The following is a 26,982-nucleotide window of genomic DNA, read 5'->3' on the forward strand; positions in this document are numbered from 1 at the left end:
CGATCCGGCCGGCAAGGCCGCCCGCAGGGGCGGCGCACAGGGGAAATCCATGAGACTTTCAATCAGGCCCGAGGGCTCGCAGGCCCTGGCTCGCCTTGGCTTGGCCGCGCTGGTGCTGGTGGGCATGCTGCTCATCGGCTTCGTCGTCACCGTGCCGCTGGACGTGACCCGGCAGCTGCTGTTCTCGCTGGCGGTGTTCGCCATCGGCCTGTGCCTGCGGCGCGCCCGCAACCGCATCGTGCCGCTGCTGCTGATGGGGCTGTCGCTGGTCATGTCCAGCCGCTACATGTGGTGGCGGCTGACCGAGACCATGGGCATGGGCAGCGTTGTCGACCTGACCCTGGGCTTCGGCCTGGTGATGGCCGAGGTCTACGCGTTCGTGGTGCTGGTGCTGGGCTACTTCCAGGTGGCCTGGCCACTGCACCGGCGTTCGCTGCCGCTGCCCGAGGACCAGTCGCTGTGGCCCACGGTGGACGTGTTCATCCCCACCTACAACGAACCGCTGTCGGTGGTGCGCACCACCGTGCTGGCGGCGACGGTGATGGACTGGCCGGCCGGCAAGTTGAAGATCCACCTGCTCGACGACGGCCGCCGCGAGGAATTCCGCGCGTTCTGCGAGGAAGTCGGGGTGAACTACGTCACCCGCACCAACAACAACCACGCCAAGGCCGGCAACATCAACGCGGCGCTGAAGAAGTCCGATGGCGAGTACGTCGCCATCTTCGACTGCGACCACGTGCCGACGCGCTCGTTCCTGCAGATGTCGATGGGCTGGTTCCTGCACGACGCGCGGCTGGCGGTGGTGCAGACGCCGCACTACTTCTTCTCGGCCGACCCGTTCGAGCGCAACCTCGGCACCTTCGGCAAGGTGCCCAACGAAGGCGAGCTGTTCTACGGCCTGCTGCAGGACGGCAACGACGCCTGGAACGCCACCTTCTTCTGCGGGTCGTGCGCGGTGATCAAGCGCGCGCCGCTGGAAGAGGTGGGCGGGGTGGCGGTGGAGACGGTGACCGAGGATGCGCATACCGCCATCCGCCTGCACCGCGCCGGCTACCGCAGTGCCTACATCCCGGTGCCGCAGGCCGCCGGACTGGCCACCGAGAGCCTGTCGGCGCACGTGGGCCAGCGCACGCGCTGGGCGCGCGGCATGGCGCAGATCTTCCGCGTCGACAACCCGATGCTGGGCCGCGGCCTGAGCCTGGTGCAGCGCATCTGCTACACCAACGCGATGCTGCACTTCTTCTACGGGCTGCCGCGCATCATCTTCCTGACCGCGCCGCTGGCGTTCCTGTTCTTCGGCGCGCACGTGATCCACGCCTCGGCGCTGATGATCTTCGCCTACGCGCTGCCGCACCTGGCGCAGGCCAGCCTGACCAACCTGCGCATCCAGGGCGGGCACCGCCACCTGCTGTGGAACGAGGTGTACGAGACCGCGCTGGCCTGGTACATCCTGCGGCCCACGCTGATGGCGGTGTTCAACCCGCGGCTGGGCAAGTTCAACGTCACCGCCAAGGGCGGCCTGGTCCACAACAGCTATTTCGACGCGCAGATCGCCCGCCCGTACCTGTTCCTGCTGCTGCTCAACCTGGCCGGCGTGGTCGCCGGCATCGTCCGCCTGGTGATGGCCGACAGCAGCGGCGAGGTCAACACGATCTGGCTCAACCTGGGCTGGACCTTCTACAACATGATCATGCTCGGCGCGGTCATCGCCACCTGCAGCGAGCAGCGCCAGATCCGCCGTGCGCACCGCGTGCCGCTGGAAATGAAGGCGCTGCTGCACCTGCCCGACGGACGCGCGCTGGCCTGCAGCACGGTCGATTTCTCCACCGGTGGCATGGCCATCCGCCTGGACCAGCCGCAGCCGGTGCAGCCCGATACTCCGGTGGAGATCGAGCTGCGCCATCGCCAGCGCAGCCAGCGCCTGCCGGCGCAGGTGCGCCACGACCGCGACGCGCAGGGCCTGAGCCTGCAGTTCGGCGAGCTGAGCATCGAGCAGGAGCGCTGGCTGATCGCCTCCACCTTCGCCCGCGCCGACATCTGGGTCTCGCTGTGGGGCCGGCACGAGCGCGACACCTTCCTGCGCTCGCTGTCCGATGTGCTCCGCGCCAGCCTGCGCGGCTTCCACCGCCTGGGCCGATTCGTCATCACCAGGGGGCGGAATGACGGCAACGCCCAGCCCGCTCCCGGAGAAACCGCATGAAGCATTGCCTGCCCGTTCCGCCGACCCCCGCCGCGCGCGCGCGCAGTGCCACGCTGGTGTTCGCCCTGGCCCTGCTGGCGGGCACCGCCCACGCGCAGGCGCCGGCCACCGCGCCGCTGCCGCCGGGCCTGCAGCCGGACGTCGTCGCCGCCGCGCCCGTACCGGGCGCGCTGCCGCTGCAGCGCAGCCGTTCCACGCTCAAGCAGCTGGGACTGGACTATGAAGTGACGCTGCGCGGCGTGCAGGGCACGGCCGGCATCCCGTTCTCGATCCGCAGCGACCAGGTCGTCGACCACGCCGCGCTGCACCTGAAGTACATCTATTCGCCGGCGCTGCTGCCGGATCTGTCGCACCTGCGCGTCACCGTCAACGACGTGACCGTGGCGACGCTGCCGGTCTCGGCGGAGGAGGCCGGGCGGCCGGTCGAGCGCGACGTCGCCATCGATCCACGCCTGGTGACCGGCTACAACCGGGTCAACCTGCAGCTGATCGGCCACTACACGCGCGAGTGCGAAGACCCCGACCACAGCAGCCTGTGGGCCAACATCGACAGCGCCAGCTACCTGGAACTGGGCTGGCTGCCGCTGCCGCTGAGCAACGACCTGGCGCTGCTGCCGGTGCCGTTCTTCGATGCGCGCGATACCCGCCGGCTGGAACTGCCGTTCGTGTTCGCCGGGCAGCCGGCCAACGGCCAGCTGCAGGCCGCCGGCATCGTGTCGTCGTGGTTCGGCGCGCTGGCCGGCTACCGCGGCGCGATGTTCCCGGTGTCCACCGGGGTGCTGCCGGCGCGCGGCAATGCGGTGGTCGTGGCCACGCCGCGCAACCTGCCGGCCGGCGTGGCGCCGGTCGAGGTGTCCGGGCCGACGCTGGCGGTGGCCAGCAACCCCAACGATGCCGGCGGCAAGCTGCTGCTGGTGCTGGGCCGCGACGATGCCGAACTGCGCGCGGCGGCCACCGCGCTGGCGCTGGGCGCGCCGCTGTCCGGCGCCAGCGCGACCCTGCGCGAGGTCAAGGACGCCGCGCCGCGCAAGCCCTACGACGCGCCCAACTGGGTGCCCAGCGACCGCCCGGTGCGTTTTTCCGAACTGGTCCGCAGCACCAGCGAGCTCAACGTGGTCGGCTACAACCCGGACCTGATCCGCATCGGCCTGCAGTTGCCGCCGGACCTGTTCGTGTGGCGCAAGGACGGCATACCGGTGGACCTGCGCTACCGCTATACCCTGCCCGAAGGCGCGGACAAGTCGGCGCTGAACATCAGCATCAACGACGCGTTCGTGACCACGCTGCCGCTCAACGGCCGCCCGCTGGCGACCTCGGTGCCGCGGCAGCTGTGGCAGAAGCTGGGCGCGCGCGGCGCGATGCCGATCCAGCAGCCGCTGCTGCTGCCGACCGGGCCGCTGTCGGCCAGCAGCCAGCTGCGCTTCCACTTCTTCTTCGACCGCCCGCGCGCGGAGGAGTGCAAGAACACCTTCCCGGACGTGTCGGCGTCGATCGACGACGCGTCCACCATCGACCTGAGCGGCTTCGCGCACTACATGGCGATGCCCAACCTGGCCGCCTTCGGCAATGCCGGCTTCCCGTTCACGCGCATGGCCGACCTGTCCGACAGCGCGCTGGTGATGCCCGACAACGCCAGCGGCGACGACGTGGCCAACGCCCTGGCGCTGCTCGGCCGCATGGGTGCCTCGACCGGCTATCCGGCGCTGCGCACGCGCGTCATCCAGGCACGCCAGGTCGACGAACACGCCGACCAGGACCTGCTGGTGCTCGGTTCGCGCCGCAACCAGCCGCTGTTCGCGCGCTGGGCCGCGGCGATGCCGGTCGGCGACGGTGCCCAGGCCCGCCGCTTCGGCCTGTCCGACTGGCTGTTCAACACGCTGCCGGCGTTCCTGTCGCCCGACGCGCGCCGTACCGACCTGCCGACCGTGGCCGAGGTCGGCGTGCGTCCGCAGCCGGGCGACGTGCTGCTGCTGGGCTTCGAATCGCCGCTGCGCAAGGGCCGCAGCGTGGTGGCGCTGATGGCCGACGAGCCGGGCCACGTGAACCGCCTGTTCGAGGCGTGGTTCGATCCGGCGCGTCTGCGCCAGTTCCAGGGCAGCGTGGTGCTGCTGCAGGGCGACACGGTGCGCAGCCTGGCCGGCAACCAGACCTACTACGTCGGCGAGCTGCCGCCACTGCTGGCGCTGCGCTGGTTCTTCGCCCATCACCCGCTGTGGCTGGCGCTGGGCGTGGGCCTGGTGTGCCTGCTGCTGGCCATGCTGGCCGGCTGGCTGCTGCGGCGCCATGCGCGTGCGCGCCTGAAGGTCGCGGGCTGAGCATGGCGCCGGAGGTTGCGCGCATGCTGTCGCGGCGCGAGGCGCTGGGGCTGATCGCCGCGGCCGCGGCGGTCGCCGCCTGCCCGGTGCGGGCGGCAACCGCCTGCGGCATGCCGTGGCGCGACTGGCATGGCTTCGTGCAGCGGCACCTGCAGGACGACGGGCGGGTCATCGATTTCTCCCATCCGGACCAGCGCAGCACCTCCGAGTCGCAGTCCTATGCGCTGTTCTTCGCGCTGGTGGACAACAACCCGGTGCTGTTCGACCGCATCCTGGCGTGGACCCGCCGCCACCTGTGCGGCGGACGCCCGGACCTGAACCTGCCGGCCTGGCTGTGGGGACGCGCCGGCGACGGGCAGTGGCGCGTGCTCGATGGCAATACCGCGTCCGACGGCGAGCTGTGGATCGCCTACGCGCTGCTCGAGGCCGGGCGCCTGTGGAACCGGCCCGGGCTGGTCCAGGCCGGCCGCCAGGTGCTGGGGCTGATGCGCGCCGCCGAAGTGGTCGAGCTGCCGGGCTTCGGGCCGATGCTGCTGCCCGGCAACCGCGGCTTCGTGCAGCGCGACCGCTGGCTGCTCAATCCCAGCTACCTGCCGCTGTTCGTGCTGCGCCGGTTCGCCATGGTCGATCCGCGCGGGCCATGGGCGCGGCTGGCCGAACGCAGCGTGGCGATGCTGCGCGCCGCGGCGCCGGGCGGCTTCGCGCCGGACTGGATCGCCTGGAACGGCGAGGCCTTCGTGACCGATCCCGGCAAGGGCGCGGTCGGCAGCTACGACGCCATCCGCTGTTACCTGTGGGCCGGCATGACCGACCCCGGCGAACCGCTGCGGCGGCGCCTGCTCGACGCCCTGCCGGGTCCGGCGCGGCTGCTGCGCGCACGCGGCGGCTTCGCCGAGAAGATCCAGACCCGCAGCGGTTCCGCCGACGGCACCGCGCCGGTGGGCTTTTCCGCCGCGCTGCTGCCGTACCTGTCGGCGCTGGGGCAGACGGCCATGGCGAGCGCGCAGGCCGGCCGCATTCCGGCGGCCGGCGCGGCCGCCGATGCCCTTGGCTACTACGACCGCGTCCTGGTGTTGTTCGGGCGTGGCTGGATGGACCGCCGTTTCCGTTTCGCTGCCGACGGGCGCCTGCTGCCCGCGTGGAGTACGACATGTTCCGCAAAAACCTGAAACCCCTGTGCCTGCTCGGCCTGTGCGTACTGACCGCGCCGGCATGGAGCCAGAACGCCGCATCCACCCGGCAACTGGTCAACCAGGGCAACTACTGGCTCGACCAGGGGCGCGAGGACCTCGCCGCCGATACCTGGCGCAAGCTGCTGGCTGCCGACCCGGCGCAGCCCGACGCGCTGCTCGGGCTGGGCCTGATCGACCTCAACCAGGGGCGTCGCGCGGAGGCGCAGCGGCGCCTGCAGCAGCTGCAGGCCCGGCATCCATCGGCGGCGCAGACCGCGCGGTTGCGTGCGGCACTGGCGGGCGGCGGCAGCGCTGCCGGCGGTCCGCTGCAGGCGGCGCGCAGCGCGGCCGCTGGCGGCCGCTATGCCGAGGCGGTCAAGGCCTACGACGAGGCGTTCGGCGCCGGCGGCCCACCGGACAATCTCGCGCTGGAGTACTACCAGGTGCTGGCCGGTACCCAGGACGGCTGGACCCGGGCGCGCGACGGCCTGCGCCGGCGGGTGGCCGCCGAACGCGACAACGGTGCCGCCGCACTGGCCCTGGCGCAGGTGCTGACCTACCGCGAGCCGAGCCGGCGCGAGGGCATCGCCCAGCTCAGGACGCTCAGCCAGCGCCAGGACACCGCCGCAGCGGCGCGCGTGGCCTGGCGCCAGGCGTTGCTGTGGCTCAACGCCACCCGTGCCGACGCGCCGCTGTTCCAGGCGTTCCTGGAGCTGCAGCCGGACGACCGCGAAATCGCCGCGCGGCAGGCGCAGCTGCGCGACCAGGCGGTGCGCGCCGACCCCGCGCCGGACCCGAACCAGCGCCTGCTCGGCGAGGGTTTCCGCGCCTTGCAGGGCGGCACCCTGGAGGTTGCCGAGGCGCGCTTCGCGCAGGTGCTGCGTGCGCAGCCGAAGAACACCGAGGCGATGGGCGGGCTGGGCTCGGTGCGGCTGCGCCAGGAACGGTTCGGCGAAGCCGCCGAGCTGCTGCGCCCGGCAGCCGCGGCCAATGGCAAATGGCGCGGCGCGGCCAATGCCGCCCGCTACTGGCAGGTCCTGCAGGAAGCGCGGCGGCAGCCGGGGACGGAGGCGGTGGCGAAGGTCCGCGAGGCCATCGCGCTGCAGCCCTCCGAACCCACCGGCCACGTGCTGCTGGGCGACCTGCTGGGTGCCGGTGACGCCGCCGCGGCCGAGACGAGCTACCGCAGGGCGCTGGAACTGGATGCCGGCAACGCCGGTGCCCTGCAGGGCCTGGGTACGCTGCTCGGCCGGCTGGGGCGCGCCGACGAGGCCGCCGCGTTGTTCGAGCGGCTCACCCCCGAGCAGCAGGAACGTGCAGGCGGTGCCGCGGTGCTGCGTGCCAACCTGGCGCGCGCACGCGCGCAGCAGGCGATCGCTTCGGGCAGCCTGGAGATGGCGCAGATCGAACTGGAGGACGCGGTGCTGCAGCAGCCGCGCGATCCCTGGCTGCGGCTGGAACTGGCGCGCCTCTACCAGCGCCAGGGGCGCCCGGACCAGGCCGACGGCATCATGGCCGGCCTGCGCGCGCAGGACGTCGACGCGCCGCAGTCGCTGTTCGCGCAGGCGTTGTTCGCCCGCGAACGCAATGACTGGAATGGCGCCTGGGCCCTGCTGGAGCGCATCCCCGCGGCATCGCGCGATGCGGAGATGAGCGCGTTGCACGACACCGCCTGGGTGCAGCTGCAGGCCGCGCAGGCGCGCACCCTGGTGCAGGGCAACCGCGTCGGCGAGGCGCAGCTGCTGCTTGCCCGCACCGAGTCGACGCTGGGCGAGCGCATTGCCCGGCCCGGCATCGCCGCCGCCCTGGCCGGGGCCTACGCCGACATCGGCAGCCAGCAGCGCGCGCTGGCGCTGGCGCAGCGGCTGATGCAGGGCAACCCGGACGTGGACAACCGCCTGCAGTACGGCGAAGTGCTGTTGCGCGCGCGCCAGGACGCCGAGCTGGCGGCCCTGCTGCGGCAGCTGGGCGATGCCAGCCTGGACCCGGCGCAACGCAGGCGCCTGCAGGAACTGCGCAGCGGCTACGTGCTGCGCCAGGTCGATGCGCTGCGTGAACTCGGCAACCTGGAGGGGGCCTACGACGTGTTGGCGCCGGTGCTGGCGCAGCAGCCGCAGGATCCGCAGACCATTGCCGCGCTGGCGCGCCTGTACGCCGCCGCCGACGACCCGGGCCAGGCGCTGGCGCTGTACCAGCAGTTGCTGCAGCTGGCGCCGGGCGACGTCGATGCGATGCTGGCCGCCGCCGGCAGCGCCGCGGCGATGCGCGATCTCGACACCGCCGAGCACTACCTGGAGCAGGCGCTGGCACGCGCGCCACAATCGCCGGAGGTGCTGGCCGCGGCCGGGCGGGTCTACCGTGCGGCCGGCAAGAACCGCCGCGCCGAGAGCTACTTCAAGGCCGCCATCGCCGCCGCCGCGCGCGGCGCAGGGCAGCCTGACAATGGTTATCCGCACGCCAGCACCGCGCTGGCCGGCGCCGGCCGCGCCTTCAATCCCTTCGCCGGGATCACCCGCGGCAACACCCGGCCGGTCGCGCTGCGCGCCGATCCGGCGCCGCTGCCGGCCAGTGTCGCCGCGCTCGCCGCCACGCCGCTGGCCACCGCCGCGCTGCCGTCGCCGCAGATCGACGCCGATGGCCTGCCGGCCCCGGTGCTGGCGCTGTCCGCCGCGCCGGCCGCGGCCATCCCGGCGCCGCGTCGTGTCGCCGCTTCGACAGCGCCGGCCGCGGTGTTGCCGGCCCCGACCCCGGCCCCGGCACGCGGCGTGATCGACGAACTGCGCGAACTGCGCGCCGACAGCAGCAGCGCGCTGGCGGCCGGTGCCGCCTACCGCAGCCGCGACGGCGAGGCCGGGCTGGGCCAGCTGGCCGACCTGCAGGTGCCGCTGCAGGCCCGTTTCGGCATTGGCGACGGCAAGCTGCAGGTCGCGGTGACACCGACGGTGCTGGATGCCGGGCGTGCCGACGACGGCTATGCCTCGGCCAGCCGCTTCGGCGCCGGCCCGCAGCTGGCGCTGTCCGGGGCACTGGCCGCCGATCGCGCCCCGGTCGACGACCTGGTCGGCTCGTCGCTGTACCAGGCGCTGCTGACCAATGGCGCCACCACCGCGACCCGCAACCTGATCTACGAACGCGCGCTGGACAGCGGCCGTTACCAGGAACTGTTCAACCAGACCGACGCCACGCTCACCGCGGCCGAGCGCCGCAAGGCCACGCTGGAACTGCTGTACGCCGATCCGCTGCCCGACTACATGCTGGGCCGCGACCTCGGCAACACCCCGATCGCCGAGATCGCCCGGCAGGTGCTGGGAAGCACCGCGCTGCTGCGCGGGCTCAGCGCCGGCGAGCAGGCGCAGTTGAAGGCGCTTGCCGGCGGCAGCAGCGCCTCGCAGACGCCGCTGGCGTTCCAGGACACGCTGTACGCGATGGTGGCCAACGCCGCAGGCGCACGCCGGCTGGGATCGCAGGACGCCAGTGGCGCCGGCGTGTCGGTGGGCTTCGAGCAGGGTGGTTTCCGCGCCGACGTCGGCACCACCCCGCTGGGCTTCGGCGAGACCGGCATCGTCGGCGGGGTCGGCTATCGCGGCCGCATCGGCGATGCGCTGACCTGGTCCGGCGAAGCCTCGCGGCGCGCGGTGACCGACAGCCTGCTGTCCTTCGCCGGCGTCAGCGACGCGCGCAACGGCCTGCAATGGGGCGGGGTGACCGCCACCGGCGCGCGCATGGCCGCGACCGTCGACAACGGCCTGCTCGGCGGCTACGCCAACCTGGCGTGGCACCGCCTGCAGGGTACCCACGTGGCCGGCAACGACCGCCAGGAGCTGGGCGCGGGCGTCTATGTGCACGCCCTGGAAACGGCCAACCAGTCGCTGACCGCGGGCCTGAACCTGACCGCGATGCAGTACGACCGCAACCTCAGCGGCTTCACCTACGGCCATGGCGGCTACTTCAGTCCGCAGCGCTACGTGGACGTGAGCGTGCCGCTGCACTGGAACGGGCGCAGCGCCGCGCAGCGGCTGGCCTGGCAGGTCGATGCCAGCGTCGGCGTGCAGAGCTTCAAGGAAGATCCGGCGGATTACTTCCCGCTGGACCCGGCGATGCAGCAGGAGGCCTACGATGCGGCATCGCTGGCCGCGCTGCTGGGCCTGACCCCGCGCTACATCGAACCGGTCTACGCCGGGCAGACCAAGACCGGGGTGTCCTACAACCTGAGCGCGGCGGCGGAGTGGCAGTTGTCCAACCAGCTGTTCCTGGGCGGGCGCATGGAGTTCAACAACGCCCGCGACTACCGCCAGTTCGGCACCAACCTGTACCTGCGCTTCCTGCTCGACCGCCTGGGCGCGGGCCTGGGCCGGCAGCCGCAGCCGCTGCGCTCGCCCTACGCCGGCGACGAATGACCGCAGCACGGCGCGCCCGGCCGCGGCCGGGTGCGCCGGTCGCCTGCGGGCGCCACGGCGGCGGGCCCGTGGCCGGGCGGGGAGGGCGGCGCATAATGCGCCCATGATCATCCAGTCCCTGCTCGATACCGACCTCTACAAGTTCACGATGATGCAGGCGGTGCTGCACCAGCACCCCGGGGCCATCGTCCAGTACCGCTTCAAGTGCCGCACGCCGGGCATCGACCTGGCCCGCTGCCTGGACCAGATCAACGCCGAGATCGACCACCTGTGCAGCCTGCGCTTCGCCGCCGACGAGGTGGACTACATGCGCCAGCTGCGCTTCGTGAAGCCGGATTTCGCCGATTTCCTCGGCCTGTTCCACCTGGACCGCAAGTACATCGACCTGCGCGCCTCGGCCACCGTGCCCGGCGAGATCGAGCTGGACATCACCGGCCCGTGGCTGCACACCATCCTGTTCGAGGTGCCGCTGCTGGCGATCATCAACGAGGTCTGGTTCCGCACCACCAGCACGCCGGATTTCGCCGAGGGCGAGCGCCGGCTGCGCGCCAAGACCGCGCTGCTGCGCGATACCCCGGGCTTCGGCAACTGCCGCATCGCCGATTACGGCACCCGGCGCCGCTATTCGCGCGACTGGCACGCGCACATGCTGCCGCTGCTGCGCGATGCGCTGGGCACCCAGTACGTGGGCACCAGCAACGTGTATTTCGCCCGCCGCTATGGCATGACCCCGCACGGCACGATGGCGCACGAGTACCTGCAGGCGTTCCAGGCGCTGGGCCCGCGCCTGCGCGACTCGCAGGTCGCCGCGCTGGAGTCGTGGGCCCGCGAGTACCGCGGCGACCTCGGCATCGCGCTGTCCGACGTGGTCGGGCTGGAGGCCTTCCTGCGCGACTTCGACATGTATTTCTGCAAGCTGTTCGACGGGGTGCGCCACGACTCCGGCGACCCGTTCGCGTGGGGCGACCGCATGCTGGCGCACTTCAAGGCCAACCGCGCCGATCCTTCCAGCAAGATACTGGTGTTCAGCGACGGCCTGAACATCGAGAAGGTGATGCGCCTGTACGATTACTTCCGCGACCGCTGCCAGGTCGCCTTCGGCGTAGGCACCCACCTGACCAACGACCTGGGGCCGACGCCGCTGAACATCGTGATCAAGATGGTCCGCTGCAATGGCCAGCCGGTGGCCAAGCTCAGCGACTCGCCGGGCAAGAGCATGTGCGACGACCCGGGGTACCTGGCCTATCTGCGGCAGGTGTTCGGCCTGCCCGCAGTGCCCTGAGCCACGCTGCGCGGCGGGGGCGTGGCCCCGGCCGGCGGACCTGTGCATGCGTCGTGGCGTCCGTTCATGGCAGGCTTGTGGTGAGCAAGTGACATTGAGATGAAGGGCGGATCGGGTTTTACTGTGACGTCCGTCATGGATTGTGGTGAGGGGCCGAAGGATGGAAAACGGTGGTGCGCAGGGTGCGCCTGCCGACGGGAAAACGAATTTGAAGACCATTTCACTCGCCATCGATGGCCTGCCGTTCGAGCTCACCCGTCTGCGCGTGGGCGGGGTGTACTGGGTCGCCTGTGCCGATGCCGGCCACGCCGACCTGTTCGCTGCCGGCGTGCTTGCCGGATCCGATACCCTGCCGCTGGCGGTGGTGGCCGCGCTCGGGCGCCCGCCGGCGTCGATGGTCGCGCCGCTGACGGCCGAGCAGGGGCCCGCGCGCATCCGCCTGCACGAAGCGGCCGTCGCCGACCTGGCGCCCGCGGTGCGCGCGCTGCCCGCCGACCTGGCGCGCTGCGCGGGCGCGCACGGCACCCTGTGCGTGGTGCAGGTGCCGGCGACCGCGCTGGAGAGCCTCGAGGGCGCCCACCTCGCCCGCTGGTGCCGGCAACTGCACGACTGGGCCAGCGCCGGTGGCCACTGCGTGCTGCTGCTGTGCCACGGCGAGGCGGCGACGCTGGCGCCGCGGCTGCTGCCGCTCAACCCGCTGTGCAGCGGGGTGGCCCAGCTGTACCCGCACCGCGGTGCGCTGCAGTACCTGGTGCACTACTGGAGCAACGCCGAAGGCGTGTTCGCGCATCGTGATTTCGAGGCCCGGTGGAGTGGCTTCCGCCTCGGCGTGGTCGCCGACGGCGATGGCGCGGTGGCCGCGGCGCTGGCGCAGGAGGGCGGCGACCGTTTCCTGTACCTGGCCCAGGCCGACGCGCTGGAAGGCGCACCGCCGTTCTCGCCCGCCTGGCGCCTGTTCGAGAACTGGTCGGCGCTGGTGGCCGCCGCGCTGCAGGCGCAGGCGGCCACGGTGGTGCTGTCGATCGGCGAGAACGCCGATGTCGATGCGCTGGCGCGGATCGTGTTCGAGCTGCGCAGCGAGCGCGGCAACGGGCTGAAGCTGGTGGTGCGCGAGATGCAGCCCTGCCTGCGCTATGCCGACGAGCGGCTGCTGCTGGAATCCGGGGCCAGCCTGGTGGCCCCGGCCAACCTGCCGCTGGCGCGCTTCCTGACCCTGCTGGAAACGATCCAGGGCCAGACCTGGCAGGGGCGCCTGCCGGACGACCCGGAGCGGCTGATCCGCCTGCACCGGCCGCCGGATGTCGGCGGCATCGTCACCCCGGCGCAGTTCAGGCAGCTGGCCGTTGAACTGCTCGACCAGCGCGGCGGGGTGGTGGAAAGCGCGGTGCTGGTGCTGCAGCCGGTGGCCGGGGTGAGCCCGGTGCAGGCGCTGCAGCAGCTGCAGATGCGCCGCCGCGGCGATTTCGCCTGCATGTATGCCGGCCAGGTGTGGCTGTTCCTGTTCGCCTGCCGCAGCGACGGCGTCGAGCGCGCGCTGGGCAACCTGTTCCGGTTGCCGTGGCGGGAGCTGTTCGATGGCTACGAGCGCCAGGCCGGGCACGACGTGGCCGCGATGAGCGCGGCCGCTGGCGGCTTTGCCGCCGCGCCAATGCAGCAGATGCCGCCGCCCGAGCCCGCGGCACCCGCGCCGTCATGGACGGCGCCGCGCCCGATCCGCCTGGGAGGGGAAGGATGAACGACCAGCAGGTATGGAGCCTGGTGGCCGCATGTGCGTTGGTGATGATTCCCCTGGGAGTGATGCTGGGGTCGATCGTGCGCGCGCTGCGCGCGCGCCTGCGTCGTGGCCTGCCGCCGCGCTACCTCAAGCGGGTCGGCGAACGCCGCCGCCAGCCCGCTCCACGGAGCCAGACATGAGCGACGCCCCTGCCGCCGCGACCGTACCCGCCGCGCCCCAGGCATGGCCCGACCTGCGTGGCTGGAACCTGTATTTCCTGTCCAAGGTGATCCTGGCCTGGATGGGCGCGCTCGACCTGCACATCCTGCCCAACCTGCTGCTGCTGGCGGCGCTGCTGGTGCCGCTGCCGTGGCGCGGCGCCCGCATCGCGCGCACCGTGGTCGCGATCCCGGTGGCGGTGGCGCTGTACTACCAGGACACCTGGTGGCCGCCGTTCGAGCGCCTGCTGGCGCAGCCGGGGGTGCTGGATTTCTCGGCCTCGTACTGGCTGGAGCTGCTCGGCCGCTTCATCAACTGGCAGATGGTCGCGCTGCTGGCCCTGCTGGTCTGCGGTTACCTGCTGCTCAAGCCGTGGCTGCGGGTCACCACGCTCAGCGTGCTGGGAATGCTGGGCATGGCGGCGATGGCGCTGCCGCTGCCGGCCGGCCTGCAGTTCGCCGGCGGCGGCGATGCGACGGCGGCGCAGGGGGCGGGCGCAAGCGGTGCGGCGGCACGCGGCGGTCCTGCCAGCAACGAAACCCTCGATGCCTACCTGGCCGGCTTCTACCAGCAGCAGGCCGGCTTGAAGACCACCTTCCCGCCGGCCCACGAGGGCACTCCCTTCGACGTGATCGTCCTCAACATCTGTTCGCTGGCCTGGAGCGACCTTGATGAAGTGGGCATGCGCCAGAACCCGTTGTTCGACGGGATGGACGTGGTCTTCGACGCGTTCAATTCGGCCACGTCCTACAGCGGACCGGCGGCGATCCGCCTGCTGCGCGCCAGTTGCGGGCAGACCTCGCACACCGCGCTGTTCGATCCGGTGCCGGCGCAGTGCCAGCTGTTCGCCAACCTGCAGGCGCTGGGCTTCCAGAACGAACTGGCGATGAACCACGACGGCCACTTCGACGATTTCATCGGCGACCTCACCCGCTATGGCGGGCTGGCGGCCAAGCCGCTGCCGATCGAAGGCTATCCGCGCGCGCTGATCGCCTTCGACAAATCGCCGCTGCGCCGCGACAGCGACGTGCTGGCCGGCTGGCTGAAGCAGCGCCAGACCGCCTCCAACGCGCAGGTGGCGCTGTTCTACAACACGATCTCGCTGCACGACGGCAACCGCATCGTCGGCGCCGACGGGCGCGCGATGGCCAGCGACTACAAGGCGCGCGCGCAGATGGTGCTGGGCGACCTGCAGGGCTTCATCGACGCCCTGGAGAAGAACGGCCGCCGCGCGGTCGTGGTGGTGGTGCCCGAGCACGGCGCGGCGCTGCATGGCGACCGCATGCAGATCCCGGGCATGCGCGAGATTCCCAGCCCGTCCATCACCCATGTCCCGGTGGGCGTGAAGCTGGTCGGCATGGGTATCCCGGCCGCGGCCGGCCCGCGCCACGTGACCGCGCCGAGCAGCTACCTGGCGCTGTCCGAGCTGGTGGCGCGGATCTACGCGCTCAACGCCCAGGCGACGGCCGGCGACCGCAACTGGGACGGCCTGCTGCAGGGCCTGCCGACCACGCCGTCGGTGTCGGAGAACGAAGGCGCCAAGGTGATGGATTACGACGGCAAGCCGTGGCTGCAGCTCAAGGGCAGCCCGGCCTGGACGCCCTACCCGGAGGACAAGCCGTGACGAGCGACCGGTTGCCCGCGGGCCTGACCTCGGAACAGGACGACATCGACGTGCTGCGCGCGCACCTGCACATGCCCGAACTGCCGTACCTGGACTTCTCGGCGCAGCGTGCGCGTGCGCAGGCGCTGGCACGCTGGCCGCTGTTCGCCGAACTGGCGTCGGAGCCGCGGCGATGAGCACCACGCTGTCCCTGCAGGGCGTGCGCGGCGGCGTCGGGGTGACCACGATGAGCGCCGCGCTGGGCCATGCGCTGCATGCGCAGGGCGAACGCGTGCTGCTGGTCGAGTGCAACCCCGACCACCTGCTCGGCCTGCACCTGGGCCTGCCCGCCGCCGAAGCGCGCGGCTGGGCACGGGCATGGCTGGACGGCGGCGACTGGCGCGAGGCGGCGTTCGAAGCGATGCCCGGGCTGGCACTGCTGCCGTACGGACTTGCCGGCGACGCGGAGGTGGCCGAGGTCGAGGAGCGGCTGCGGCGCTCGCCGCGGTTCTGGGCCGAACGCCTGCCACTGCTGGCCACGCAGTTCGACTGGATCCTGTTCGACCTGCCGCAGCGGCTCGACGCGCACGTGGACGCGGTCAACCAGCACGCCCCCTGCGCGCTGCCGCTGCGGCTGGCGACGGTGGACCCGGGCTGCCACGTGCTGCTGCAACGGCGCCCGCATGATGCGCGCCGGGTGCTGTGCAACCGCTACGACCCGGCGCTGGCGGTGCAGCGCGACCTGATGCAGCTGTGGATCGACGGCGGTCCGCCGCTGGTGCCGCAGCCGCTGCACGAGGACGCCAACGTCGCCGCGGCGCTGGCGCGCAAGCGGCCGTTGGGCGCCGATGCCGATGGCGCGCAGGCCGCGGCCGATGTCGCCAGCCTGGCGGTGTGGTGCCTGGCCGAACGCGGGCGCCTGCGCGCCCGCGCGGGGCGGGCGCCATGAGGCCGCGCTGCCTGCGCTACCTGCGCTGGCCGCAGCTGCGCGAGGCCGTGCGTGCGTCGCTGCCGACCCTGTGGCTGTTGTGGCTGCTGCAGGCGATGGGCTGGGCGCTGCTGCGGCTGGAAGGTCCGGCGTGGCAGTCACTGGCGCCGCGCCTGCCCGATGCGTTCCCGCAGCTGCGGGTCTACCGCCGCTGGCGTTTCGGCGACCCGCTGCGGATGCTGATCCAGGCCGGCTGGCTGCTGCTGGTGCGCATCACCCCGCAGACGTCCCAGCGCCGCCACCGGCTGGCCGCGGCCCGGCGCCGCCATGTCGCCGGCCTGCGCGGCGCCGCCGACCGCGGCTGGCGGCGGTACCTGGACACGATGCGCGGGATGCCGCGACGGGTCTGGAACAGCGCCGCGTGGCAGCGCGCACGCGCGACCCTGGGGTCGCTGTCCAGGCGCACGCGCCGGTGGCTGACGTACGGCGTCGGCGTGGCCACGCTGGGCCTGGCGCTGCTGTGCGTCACCCAGCCGTTCAGCTACTTCGCGCAGTTCGTGTTCGTGCTGCTGCTGTGGGCCATCGCGCTGCTGGTGCGGCGCATGCCCGGGCGCTACGCCACGCTGATCCTGGTGGTGCTGTCGATCACCGTGTCGTGCCGCTACCTGTGGTGGCGCTACACCGCCACGCTCAACTGGAACAACAATTTCGACCTGGCCTGCGGCCTGGTCCTGCTCGCGGCCGAAACCTATTCGTGGCTGGTGCTGATGCTCGGCTACGTGCAGGTGGCCTGGCCGCTGCAGCGCAGGCCGTCGGCGCTGCCGGCCGACCCGCGCGACTGGCCGACGGTGGACGTGCTGATCCCGACCTACAACGAGGAGCTGTCGCTGGTGCGGCACACGGTGCATGCGGCACTGGGCCTGGACTGGCCGGCGGACAAGCTGCGCATCCACCTGCTCGATGACGGCCGGCGCCCGGAGTTCCGCGAGTTCGCCGCGCAGGCCGGGGTCAACTACATCACCCGCAGCGACAACCGCCACGCCAAGGCCGGCAACCTCAACCACGCCTTGACCCTGCTCGACGGCGAACTGGTGGCGATCTTCGACTGCGACCACCTGCCGGTGCGCTCGTTCCTGCAGATCACCACCGGCTGGTTCCTGCGCGATGCGAAGCTGGCGCTGGTGCAGACCCCGCACCACTTCTTCTCGCCGGACCCGTTCGAGCGCAACCTGCGCGTGTTCCGCCGCGATCCCAACGAGGGCGAGCTGTTCTACGGCCTGGTGCAGGACGGCAACGACCTGTGGAACGCGGCCTTCTTCTGCGGCTCGTGCGCGGTACTGCGGCGCGCGGCGATCGACGACATCAGCGGCTTCGCCACCGAGACCGTCACCGAGGACGCGCACACCGCGCTGCGCCTGCACCGCAACGGCTGGAACTCGGCCTACCTGCGCATTCCGCAGGCCGCGGGCCTGGCCACCGACAGCCTCGGCGCCCACGTCAACCAGCGCATCCGCTGGGCACGCGGCATGGTGCAGATCTTCCGCATCGACAACCCGCTGCTGGGCAAGGGCCTGAGCCTGTTCCAGCGCTTCTGCTACGCCAACGCGATGCTGCACTTCCTGGCCGGCATCCCGCGGCTGGTGTTCCTGACCGCACCGCTGGCGTTCCTGCTGCTGCACGTCTACATCATCTATGCGCCGGCGGTGGCGATCCTGCTGTTCGTGCTGCCGCACATGGCGCATGCCAACCTGACCAACTCGCGGATCCAGGGGCAGTGGCGCCGGCCGTTCTGGGGCGAGGTCTACGAGACCGTGCTGGCCTGGTACATCGCGCGGCCGACCACGGTGGCACTGTTCAGCCCGGGCAAGGGCAAGTTCAACGTCACCGAGAAGGGCGGCACCCAGGCCGGCGACCGCTTCGACTGGAAGGTCGCCCAGCCCTATCTGGTCCTGGCGGTGCTCAACGTCGCCGGGCTCGGGTTCGCGGTGTGGCGCTTCCTGCACGGCCCGGCCGACGAACGCGGTACGGTGATCGTCAGCTCGCTGTGGGTGCTGTACAACCTGCTCATCGTCGGCGGTGCGCTGGCGGTGGCCGCCGAGGTCCAGCAGGTGCGCCGTACCCATCGCGTCAGCCAGCGCCTGCCGATGGCGCTGCGCCTGCCCGACGGCCGCACCCTGCGCGGGGTCATGCACGACTACTCCAACGACGGCGTCGGCCTGGAACTGGCGCAGGTGCCCGAACAGGAGCTTGCCACCGGCACCCGCGTGACCCTGCTGCTCGGCCGCGGCCGCCGCGAGTTCGCGTTCGCCGCGGTGGTCCAGCGCAGCGTCGGCGCGCGCCTGGGCCTGCTGCTGCGCTTCGAGGACGAATCGCAGCGGGTGGAATTCGTGCAGTGCACCTTCGCCCGTGCCGATGCCTGGCTGGACTGGCACGCCGGTTACCAGCCGATGAGCCTGCCGCGCAGCCTGTGGAGCGTGGTCAAGCTCGGCTGGCAGGGCTACCGCCGGATCAGCGATTTCTCGCCCATCGATCTCGACCGGCCGATGCACTGGAGCCGCCGCGCCCTGCGCTGGGTGGCCAGTTTCGCGCCGCAACGTCCGCTTCCTTCCTACCCGGCTGACCCAGCCGCTGACCCGGGGCTTCGTCCATGAGCATTTCCACTTCACTGCGCTGGTTGCTGCTGCCGCTGTTGGCGCTGCCCGTCGCCAATGGTTCCAGCGCGCCACAGGCGGCAGCCCCGGTAGCCGATGCCACGCCTGCCCCCGCTGCGGCCGCGACCACGCCGTCGCCGGCAGCGGCGACCGCGGCGCCGGTCTGGTCCGGTGCCAGCTGGCCCTGGCAGCGCGCCAGCACCCTGGCCCAGCTCGGCCGGCGCCAGGACACGCTGCTGTCCGGCATCCGCAACACCACCACCTTCGAGTTCCAGGTCCGGCGCGACCGCCTGGTGCGCGCGGCCGAGCTCGACCTGGGCTTCACCCCGTCGCCGTCGCTGCTGCCGACGCTTTCGCACCTGCGCGTCTACCTCAACGATGCGCTGATGGACGTGGTGCCGATCGGCAACGACCAGCTCGGGCGTCCGGTGCAGGCCAAGGTGCCGCTGGACGCGCGCCTGATCGCCGACTTCAACCAGGTCCGGCTGGAGTTCGTCGGCCACTACACCGATGTCTGCGAAGAGCCGACGCACAGCTCGCTGTGGGTCAACCTGTCCAGCAACACCACCCTGCGCCTGGGCGGCCAGCCGCTGGCGATGCAGGACGACCTGGCCAATTTCCCGCTGCCGTTCTTCGATCCGCGCGACAGCGCGCGGCTGGAGCTGCCGGTGGTGTTCGCCGGCTCGCCGTCGCTGGCGCAGCAGCGCGCGGCCGCGCTGATGGCGTCGTACTTCGGCAGCATGGCCGGCTGGTGGCGCCAAGCGCGGTTCCCGGTCAGCTTCGACCGGCTGCCGGCGCAGGGCCACGCGGTGGTGATGGCGGTGAACGGCCGGTTCCCGTCGGTGATCGCCGACCACGCGCCGGTGAAGGGGCCGGTGATCGAGCTGCTGTCGCTGCCCGACGACCCGCAGCGCAAGCTGCTGCTGGTGCTGGGCCGCAACGACGCCGACCTGCAGACCGCGGTGTCGGCCATCGCCGCCGGCAACGTGCTGTTCCGCGGTACCCGGGTGCAGGTGGACGAGGTCAAGCCGCTGGTTCCGCGCCAGCCGTACGACGCGCCGAACTGGGTGCGTACCGACCGCGCGGTGCGCTTTGCCGAACTGCTCGACTACCCGCAGCAGCTGCGCGCCAGCGGCATCGCGCCGCAGCCGATCGTGCTCAACCTGAACCTGCCGCCGGACCTGTTCATCTGGCGCAACCAGGGCATCCCGCTCAACCTGCGCTACCGCTACACGCCGCCGTTCAGCAGCGACGAGTCGCGCTTGAGCGTGGGCATCAACGACCAGTTCATTTCCAGCTTCCCGCTGATCCACCGCTCGGGCAAGCAGGGCCTGGAGGAAATCCGCCTGCCGGTGCTCAGCGGCGATGCCGGCGCCGGCGACGGCAAGCTGCTGATCCCGGCGCTGAAGATCGGCGACCGCAACCAGCTGCGCTTCGACTTCAACTTCGCCAGCGTCATGGGCAGTGCCCAGCGCGACCATTGCCAGACGGTGCTGCCGCCCAACCTGCAGGCGGCGATCGAGGAGGACTCGACGATCGATTTCTCCGGCTTCCACCACTACATGGGCCTGCCGGACCTGGCGGCGTTCGCGCTCAGCGGCTTCCCGTTCACGCGCATGGCCGACCTGTCCGAGACCGTGGTGCTGATGCCGCCGCGCGCCAACCCGGCGCAGGTCGGCCTGCTGCTGAACCTGGTCGGCGGCCTCGGCGTGCAGAGCGGCTATCCGGCCTACGGCCTGCGCGTGAGCGACGACTGGAAGCAGGCCGCGCGGCTGGATGCCGACGTGCTGATGCTGGGCGAACTGCCGCAGGAGCTGCGCGGCAGCGACCAGCTGTCGCTGATGATCGACAACCAGCGCACCACGCTGCGCAATGGCCGGGTGGGCTCGCCGCAGGAAGCGGTGATCGAGGCCCGCCTGGGCAGCAGCGGCAGCGATGCGGCGATCAACCGTGTCGGCGTCACCGCCGATGCGCCGTTCGCCGCCATCATCGGCCTGCAGTCGCCGCACCACGCCCAGCGCAGCATCGTCTCGCTGGCCGCCAGCAAGGACGCGGACTACGCGCTGCTCGACGACGCGCTCAGCGACATCGGCAAGCGCGAGGCCATCGCCGGCTCGGTATCGATCCTGCGCAGTTCCGGCATCCACAGCCAGTTCGTCGGCGAGCACTACTACGTCGGCTCGCTGCCCTGGTGGCTGCTGCTCTGGTATCACCTGGCCGACCACCCGGTGCTGCTGGCGGTGCTGGCCACGGTGGTGGTGCTGATGGTCGCGTTCCTGCTGTGGCGCGCGCTGCGCTGGGTATCGCGGCGGCGCCTGGAAACGGCGGAGCACTGATGCCCCGTCGCCTTCCGCTGCCGCTAGCGTTGCTGGTCGGCCTGGCCGCGATCGGCCAGGCGGGCGCGCAGGAACTGCCGCCCACGCCTGGCGGCAGCCTGGCATCGCAGCGGCAGTGGCTGCTGCAGCAGGTGCGCATCGGCGAGGCCACCGGCCGCCAGCGGCTGATCGAGGATGCGCTGGCGCGGCTGCGCCTGCTGGCCCCGGACGACCGCGCCACGATGCTGGCGATCCTGGAAGTGCAGCTGTCGCAGCAGAAGATCGACGATGCCACCGCGACCCTGGGGCGGCTGCGCCAGGTGGGCGCGGGCAGCCGCGAGCTGGTGGCCGGCGAACGCCTGTGGTCGGCGTATCGCGGCGACATGCAGGCGCAGCTGCAGCAGGCGCGCATGCTGGCCACCGGTGGGCGCAACGCCGAGGCGCTGGCGATCTACCGCAGGCTGTTCAACGACGACCCGCCGGGCATGCAGCTGGGCCTGGAATACTGGCGCCTGCGTGGCGCCGAGCCGTCCGGGCGGGCGTTGGCGATCCGCCGTCTGGGCGCGCTCGATGCGGCGTACCCCGGCAACACCGCGCTGCTGCAGGCGCTGGCCCAGTTGCTGTTCGCCAGCGGCCGCGACAGCGAGGCGCTGGCCGCCCTGCAGCGCATGGGCAACAACCCCGAAGCGCTCACCTACGCGGCCGATACGGAATGGAACTACCTGTCCGCACGCCAGGCCGATGCCACCAACGTGCGCCGGCTGCAGTCCTTCATCGCCCGCTATCCGGGCTGGGCGAACATCGACGAGGCGCGCACGCTCTACGACGAGCAGCGCAGGCGCGTGGGCAACCCGGCCTGGGTCGCCGGGCTGCGCGGCGCGCAGCTGCTCGATGCCGGACGCAACGCGGAGGCCGAGGCCGCGTTCCGCCAGGCCCTTGCCGGCTTTCCCGGCGAGGCCGATTTCCACGGCGGGCTGGGGTTGGCGCTGATGCGCCAGAGCCGTCGCGAACAGGCGCTGGAGCAGTTCCAGAAGGCGCAGCAGCTGCAGGCCGATACCAGCAACAGCGACAAGTGGCGCGACCTGATCGCCAGCACCCGCTACTGGCTGCTGATCCAACAGGCCGATGCCGCGCTGGAAGCCGGTGAGCTCGACCGCGCGCAGTCGCTGTACGCGCAGGCGCGCCGCCAGCAGCCGCGCGAGATCAACGCCCAGCTCGGGCTGGTGGACGTGGCGGTGGCGCGCGGCGACGATGACGCGGCCAGCCGCGAACTGCAGGCCGCGCGGCGCATCGCGCCGAACGACGCCAACGTGGTGCGCAAGCTGGTGCAGTTCTACGGCCGCACCGATCCGCAGCGGATGGAGGCCTACATCGCCGGCCTGCCCGCCGCGCAGCGCGGGCTGTATGCCGACGAACTGCGCGCGCTGCAGCTGGCGCGGCTGCGCGAGCGGCGCGAGCGCGCGCTGGCCGCTGGCGACATGGCCGAGGCCATCGCGCTGGGCCGGGAACTGCGCCGCGAACAGCCCGACGACCCGTGGCTGGCCTACTCGCAGGCCAACGCGCTGCGCGCCGGCGGCGCGAGCGACGAGGCCGACGCGGTGATCGCCGACATGGCCGGCAGGGCCGGCAACACGCCGGCGGCGCGCTACGCGCAGGCGCTGTACCTGTCGGGTGCGGACCGCATCGCCGCGGCGCTGGCCGCGCTGGACGAACTGCCGGACCCGCAGTGGGACGACGACATGCGTGCGCTGGCCACGCGCCTGCGCCGCCAGCAGGCCACCGCGCGCGCCTGGGAACTGCGCGCGGCCGGCCGCGAGGACGAGGCCATCGCCCTGCTGCGGCAGCTGCCGCAGGATGTGGACGTGGTGCTGATGCTGGCCGACTGGGCGCGGCTGCGCGGCGACACCGCCCAGGCCCTGCAGCACTACCAGCAGGTGCTGCAGGCGCAGCCCGGCAACGTCGATGCGCAGCTGGGCAGCGTGCAGGCGCTGATCGACGGCGGCGACCTGGCGGCCGCGCGCACGCGCATGGCCTCGCCGCCGGTGCCGGAGCCCGGCAACATCGGCCAGCAGCGGCAGCTCGCCACGATCTGGTCCGGCCTCGGCGACGACGCCCGCGCGCTGGACGTCCTGCGTGGCGTGCTGGCGGCGCTGACCGGGCCCGATCCGCAGTCCTGGCGCGATGCCGCGCGGCTGCTGCGTGCCGACGACCCGCAGCAGGCGCTGGACATGTATGCCCGCGCGATGGCCGACAACGGCCTGCTCGCGCCGCAGCAGGCGCAGCCGCGCGACGACCGCGCGCTGACCCGCGCCAGCCGCGAGACCGCCGGCGACGACTGGCTCCGGCGCAGCCTGCGCAGCGACGTGGAAACGCTGTACCTGGAGCAGAATCCGACGCTGACGGTGATGCAGGATTCGGGACGGCGCAGCGACGGCACGCCGGGCATCTCGAAGCTCTCGCGTGACACCCGCATCGTCCACCTGGACGCGCCGTTCGCCGGCGGTCTGGGCTGGGCGCGGCTGGAACAGGTGCGGCTGGACGCGCGCGGTTTCGAAACCGATGCCAATGGTTTCCACGACCAGGACTTCGGCAGCTGCCAGCTGTACCTGCTGCGCGAGGACGGCAGCCGCCTGCAGGCACCGGGCTGCGACACCCGCCTGCACCAGCGCATGAACTCCGGTGCGGGCCTGGCGCTGGGCTGGCGCACGCGCGACGACCGCTGGAGTTTCGACATCGGCCACACGCCTTCCGGCTACGTGGTCGGCAACTGGCTCGGCGGCGCCACCGTCAACGGCGACATCGGCCGTTTCGGCTGGGGCGCGACGCTGTCACGGCGGCCGATGACCAACTCGCTGCTGTCGCAGGCAGGGGCCATCGATCCGCGCAGCGGCATCGCCTGGGGCGGCGTGACCGCCAACGGCGCCACCTTCAGCCTCGGCTACGACCAGGGTGGCCGCAATGGCATGTGGTCGAACTGGAGCTGGCATCGCCTGCTCGGCCGCAACGTCATGGACAACGACCGCGCGCGCGCGATGGCCGGCTGGTACCACAAGCTGGTGCAGCGCCCGGACCTGCGGGTGGATGTCGGCCTGACCGGCATGTACTGGCGCTATGCGCGCGACCTGGGCGGCTATTCGCTGGGGCAGGGCGGCTACTACAGCCCGCAGCAGTACGCCTCGCTGAGCGTGCCGGCGAGCCTGGCCTGGCGCAACGACGACTGGTCGCTGCGGATGGATGCCTCGCTGAGCGTTTCGCGTGCGCGCAGCCGTTCGATCAGCCGCTTCCCGGAGGCCTCGCTGATCGATCGGGTGCTCGCCCAGCTGCAGCCGTTGTACGGCCCGCTCACGCTGGACCCGGCCGGGCTGTACAGCGCCGACTCCAGCAGCACCGGGACCGGCCACCGCCTGTACCTGGCGCTGGAACGCCGGCTCGGCGACCATCTGGTGCTCGGCGCCGCCGGCACCGTGCAGCGCAGCCAGGACTACTCGCCGAACACGTTCCAGCTGTATCTGCGCTATACCCTCAAGCCCTGGCAGGGCAACCTGCCGCTGCCGGTCACACCGCTGGTGCCCTATGGCGAATTCCGCTGACCCCGCGCGTCGCGTGCTGTTGCAGGCGCTGGCCGCCGCTCCGCTGCTGGGGCTGTTGCCGGCCGCTGCCGCCGCACCGGGCTGGCCGCGCTGGCAGGTCCTGGTGGACAGCAGCCTGAGCGCCGACGGGCGCATGATCGACCGCAGCCAGGACGACCTGCGCAGCACCTCCGAAGGCCAGTCCTACGCGCTGTTCTTCGCACTGGTGGACAACGACCAGGCGCTGTTCGACCGGATCCTGGCCTGGACGGTGGACAACCTTGCCGCCGGCGACATGGGCAAGCGCCTGCCGGCCTGGCTGTGGGGGCGCGATGCCAAGGGCGGCTGGGGCGTGCTCGACGCCAACCCCGCCGCCGATTCGGACCTGTGGCTGGCCTACGCCCTGCACGAAGCCGGCCGGCTGTGGCATCGCCCGGCGCTGCAGCGCATCGGCGAGGACATGCTGGAACAGGTGCGCGCTGCCGAGATCGTCGATCTGCCCGGACTGGGGCCGATGCTGCTGCCCGGCCCGCAGGGCTTCGTCGAGGACGGCGCGACCCGGGTCAATCCCAGCTACCTGCCGCTGCCGCTGCTGCGCCGGTTCGCCGCGGTCGACCGCGGCGGCCCGTGGTCCGCGCTGGCCGTGAACACGCTTGAACTGCTGCGCCAGACCGCGCCGCACGGCTTCGCCCCGGACTGGGCGGCATGGCGCGACGGCGCCTTCGTCGCCGATCCGGTCAAGGGCGCGACCGGCAGTTACGACGCGATCCGCTGCTACCTGTGGGCGGGCCTGCTGTCGCCGCGCGACCCGCTGTCCGGCGCGCAGCTGCAGGCGCTGTCGGGCCCGTTGCGGCGGCTGCGCGCGGCGGCGCCGATGTGGGAGAAGGTCGATACCCGCAGCGGGGTGGGCAGTGGCGAAGGCGGCTACGGGTTCCGCGCCGCGCTGCTGCCGTACCTGCTGGCGCAGGGCGAGCGCGGGTTGGTGCAGGGGCTGCAGGCCAGTCTGCCCAGCCCCGTCCAGCAGCGCGGCGACGCCCCCGCCTACTACGCGCAGATGCTGACCCTGTTCGGCGACGGCTGGGCCGAAGGGCGCTACCGCTTCGCCGCCGACGGTCGGCTGCAGCCGCGCTGGCGCTGATCCCCCGGCACTGCGGTCGCTGGCCCGGTTGTGGCTAGAATGCGTTCCTTTCGACAGGGGCGGCATGGGGATGCACGACAACGACCACTGCATCAACTGCGCGCACGCGGTCGCCGGCCCGGAGCAGAAGTTCTGCCCGCGCTGCGGCCAGCCCACGCCGGTGCATCGCATCGACTGGCATTTCCTCGCCCATGAGCTGGAGCACAGCGTGCTGCACATGGACCGCGGCATCCTGTATTCGATCAGGGAGTTGATGCTGCGTCCGGGCAGGTTGATGCGCGACTACATCGACGGGCGCCGCGGCAACCACGTCAAGCCGTTGCTGCTGATCATGGTGACCGCGGCGGCAGTGGTGCTGCTCAGCCGGCTGTTCGCCGGCGGCACGGTGATGGATGCCGATGCGCCGGCGGGCATGGCGCAGGGGCTCGAGCCGGGTGCCGCGGCCCTGGCGGCGCGGTACGTGGCCGCGAGCACGGCGGTCGCCGGCTGGATCGACGCGCATTTCGCCGCCTTCACGCTGGCGCTGCTGCCGATCGAAGCCTGGGTGCTGCGGCTGGTGTTCGGCCGCTATGGACGCCTGAACTATCCGGAGTGGCTGGTGCTCACCGCCCTGCTGACGGTGCAGGTCTTCGTGGTCTGGATCGTGCTGATCCCGTTCGAGCGCTGGGTCCCGCATACCCAGATGTGGGTGGGGTTGGCCGGAGTCGCCTATGCGGTGTACTCGCTGCTGCAGTTCTTCGAAGGGCGCCCGGCCTGGTCGACGATATGGCGCGCCCTGCTGGGCTACGGCGTGTTCTCGGTATTGAGTTCCGTGGCCGTGGCCATGGCCATCTTCGTGCTGATGCTGGTGTCGTGAGCGGCCGGCGCGCTGGCCGCGAACCGGCAGGCGCCGGCTTCACTCCAGCGCGAAGCGCAGCACGAACAGCCCCGCCACCAGCCACAGCGCCGGCCTGGCCTCGCGCCAGCGGCCGGTGCCGGCCTTGAGCACGGCATAGGCGATGAAGCCGAAGGCCAGGCCGTTGGCGATGGAGTAGGTAAAGGGCATGGCCAGCGCGCACAGCGCCGCCGGCACCGATTCGGTGAGGTCGCCCCATTCGACGTTGACCAGCTCGCGCAGCATCAGCCCGGCCACGAACAGCAGCGCCGGCGCGGTCGCATAGGCCGGCACCATGCCCGCCAGGGGCGAGAACAGCAGCGCGGCCAGGAACAGGGCCGCCACCACCAGCGCGGTCAGCCCGGTGCGGCCACCGGCCTGCACGCCGGAGGCGCTCTCGGCGAAGGCGGTGGTGGAACTGGTGCCCAGCAGCGAACCGGCGACGATCGCGCTGCTGTCGGCCAGCAGCGCGCGGCCGAAGCGCTTCCTGCCATCGGCCAGGTCGAGCAGGCCGGCGCGGCCGACCACGCCGTACAGCGTGCCGGTGGCGTCGAACACCTCCACCAACACGAACACCAGCACCACCTGCAGCAGCACCGCCAGCG

16 protein-coding genes are annotated in these 26,982 nt (G+C 72.0%); 15 read left to right on the forward strand and 1 reads right to left on the reverse strand.

Annotated elements, in window-relative coordinates; all coding sequences use genetic code 11:
- The first annotated feature begins 49 nt into the window (after positions 1 to 49).
- From bcsA (ABB33_RS03390) to ABB33_RS03455, 15 genes are all read left to right on the forward strand, one after another.
- Positions 50 to 2,200 carry a UDP-forming cellulose synthase catalytic subunit gene (gene bcsA, locus ABB33_RS03390; RefSeq protein WP_056931160.1) on the forward strand — a complete coding sequence of 717 codons (2,151 nt, stop codon included), beginning with the start codon at positions 50 to 52 and terminating at the stop codon, positions 2,198 to 2,200.
- Positions 2,197 to 4,515 carry a cellulose biosynthesis cyclic di-GMP-binding regulatory protein BcsB gene (bcsB, locus tag ABB33_RS03395; RefSeq protein ID WP_082594968.1) on the forward strand — a complete coding sequence of 773 codons (2,319 nt, stop codon included), beginning with the start codon at positions 2,197 to 2,199 and terminating at the stop codon, positions 4,513 to 4,515. Before bcsA (ABB33_RS03390) ends, bcsB (ABB33_RS03395) begins: the two co-directional genes overlap by 4 nt.
- Positions 4,516 to 4,517: 2 nt before the next feature.
- A complete protein-coding gene (bcsZ, locus tag ABB33_RS03400) occupies positions 4,518 to 5,684 on the forward strand; it encodes a cellulose synthase complex periplasmic endoglucanase BcsZ (protein WP_056931148.1) in 1,167 nt (388 codons plus the stop codon).
- Positions 5,666 to 10,084 (forward strand): cellulose biosynthesis protein BcsC, encoded by a 4,419-nt coding sequence (locus ABB33_RS03405; protein WP_056931162.1) that lies wholly within the window; start codon positions 5,666 to 5,668, stop codon positions 10,082 to 10,084. The genes bcsZ (ABB33_RS03400) and ABB33_RS03405 overlap by 19 nt, the downstream gene beginning before the upstream one ends.
- 103 nt (positions 10,085 to 10,187) lie before the next feature.
- Positions 10,188 to 11,366 (forward strand): nicotinate phosphoribosyltransferase, encoded by a 1,179-nt coding sequence (pncB, locus tag ABB33_RS03410; protein WP_054667635.1) that lies wholly within the window; start codon positions 10,188 to 10,190, stop codon positions 11,364 to 11,366.
- Between the two features lie 208 nt (positions 11,367 to 11,574).
- Complete coding sequence (gene bcsE / locus ABB33_RS03415) at positions 11,575 to 13,101, forward strand: cellulose biosynthesis protein BcsE (RefSeq protein WP_152984946.1); 1,527 nt, start codon at positions 11,575 to 11,577, stop codon at positions 13,099 to 13,101.
- On the forward strand, positions 13,098 to 13,280 hold the full coding sequence (gene bcsF / locus ABB33_RS03420; protein WP_054667632.1) for a cellulose biosynthesis protein BcsF: 183 nt from the start codon (positions 13,098 to 13,100) through the stop codon (positions 13,278 to 13,280). Before bcsE ends, bcsF begins: the two co-directional genes overlap by 4 nt.
- A complete protein-coding gene (gene bcsG, locus ABB33_RS03425; protein WP_056931150.1) occupies positions 13,277 to 14,923 on the forward strand; it encodes a cellulose biosynthesis protein BcsG in 1,647 nt (548 codons plus the stop codon). Before bcsF ends, bcsG begins: the two co-directional genes overlap by 4 nt.
- Entirely contained in the window at positions 14,920 to 15,099 is a 180-nt protein-coding gene (bcsR, locus tag ABB33_RS18915; RefSeq protein WP_152984947.1) for a cellulose biosynthesis protein BcsR, read from the forward strand. The genes bcsG and bcsR overlap by 4 nt, the downstream gene beginning before the upstream one ends.
- Positions 15,096 to 15,851 carry a cellulose biosynthesis protein BcsQ gene (gene bcsQ, locus ABB33_RS03430; protein ID WP_056931151.1) on the forward strand — a complete coding sequence of 252 codons (756 nt, stop codon included), beginning with the start codon at positions 15,096 to 15,098 and terminating at the stop codon, positions 15,849 to 15,851. The genes bcsR and bcsQ overlap by 4 nt, the downstream gene beginning before the upstream one ends.
- The gene (bcsA, locus tag ABB33_RS03435; RefSeq protein ID WP_056931163.1) at positions 15,848 to 18,481 is read left to right on the forward strand and encodes a UDP-forming cellulose synthase catalytic subunit; all 2,634 of its coding nucleotides are present in this window, start codon (positions 15,848 to 15,850) and stop codon (positions 18,479 to 18,481) included. Before bcsQ ends, bcsA (ABB33_RS03435) begins: the two co-directional genes overlap by 4 nt.
- The gene (gene bcsB / locus ABB33_RS03440) at positions 18,478 to 20,817 is read left to right on the forward strand and encodes a cellulose biosynthesis cyclic di-GMP-binding regulatory protein BcsB (RefSeq protein WP_054667627.1); all 2,340 of its coding nucleotides are present in this window, start codon (positions 18,478 to 18,480) and stop codon (positions 20,815 to 20,817) included. The genes bcsA (ABB33_RS03435) and bcsB (ABB33_RS03440) overlap by 4 nt, the downstream gene beginning before the upstream one ends.
- Positions 20,817 to 24,386 (forward strand): cellulose synthase complex outer membrane protein BcsC, encoded by a 3,570-nt coding sequence (gene bcsC, locus ABB33_RS03445; RefSeq protein ID WP_056931152.1) that lies wholly within the window; start codon positions 20,817 to 20,819, stop codon positions 24,384 to 24,386. Before bcsB (ABB33_RS03440) ends, bcsC begins: the two co-directional genes overlap by 1 nt.
- On the forward strand, positions 24,370 to 25,503 hold the full coding sequence (gene bcsZ, locus ABB33_RS03450) for a cellulose synthase complex periplasmic endoglucanase BcsZ (protein ID WP_056931153.1): 1,134 nt from the start codon (positions 24,370 to 24,372) through the stop codon (positions 25,501 to 25,503). The genes bcsC and bcsZ (ABB33_RS03450) overlap by 17 nt, the downstream gene beginning before the upstream one ends.
- 70 nt (positions 25,504 to 25,573) lie before the next feature.
- Positions 25,574 to 26,359, forward strand: a complete 786-nt coding sequence (locus ABB33_RS03455) for a DUF3667 domain-containing protein (RefSeq protein WP_054667625.1) — start codon at positions 25,574 to 25,576, stop codon at positions 26,357 to 26,359.
- Positions 26,360 to 26,398: 39 nt separating this feature from the next.
- On the opposite strand, the gene ABB33_RS03460 is transcribed toward ABB33_RS03455, so the two are convergent.
- The coding region (locus tag ABB33_RS03460) for an NCS2 family permease (protein ID WP_161809399.1) at positions 26,399 to 26,982 on the reverse strand (584 nt) is incomplete at its 5' end.

The sequence above is a fragment of the Stenotrophomonas acidaminiphila genome, from assembly GCF_001431595.1.
GTDB classification, from domain to species: domain Bacteria; phylum Pseudomonadota; class Gammaproteobacteria; order Xanthomonadales; family Xanthomonadaceae; genus Stenotrophomonas; species Stenotrophomonas acidaminiphila.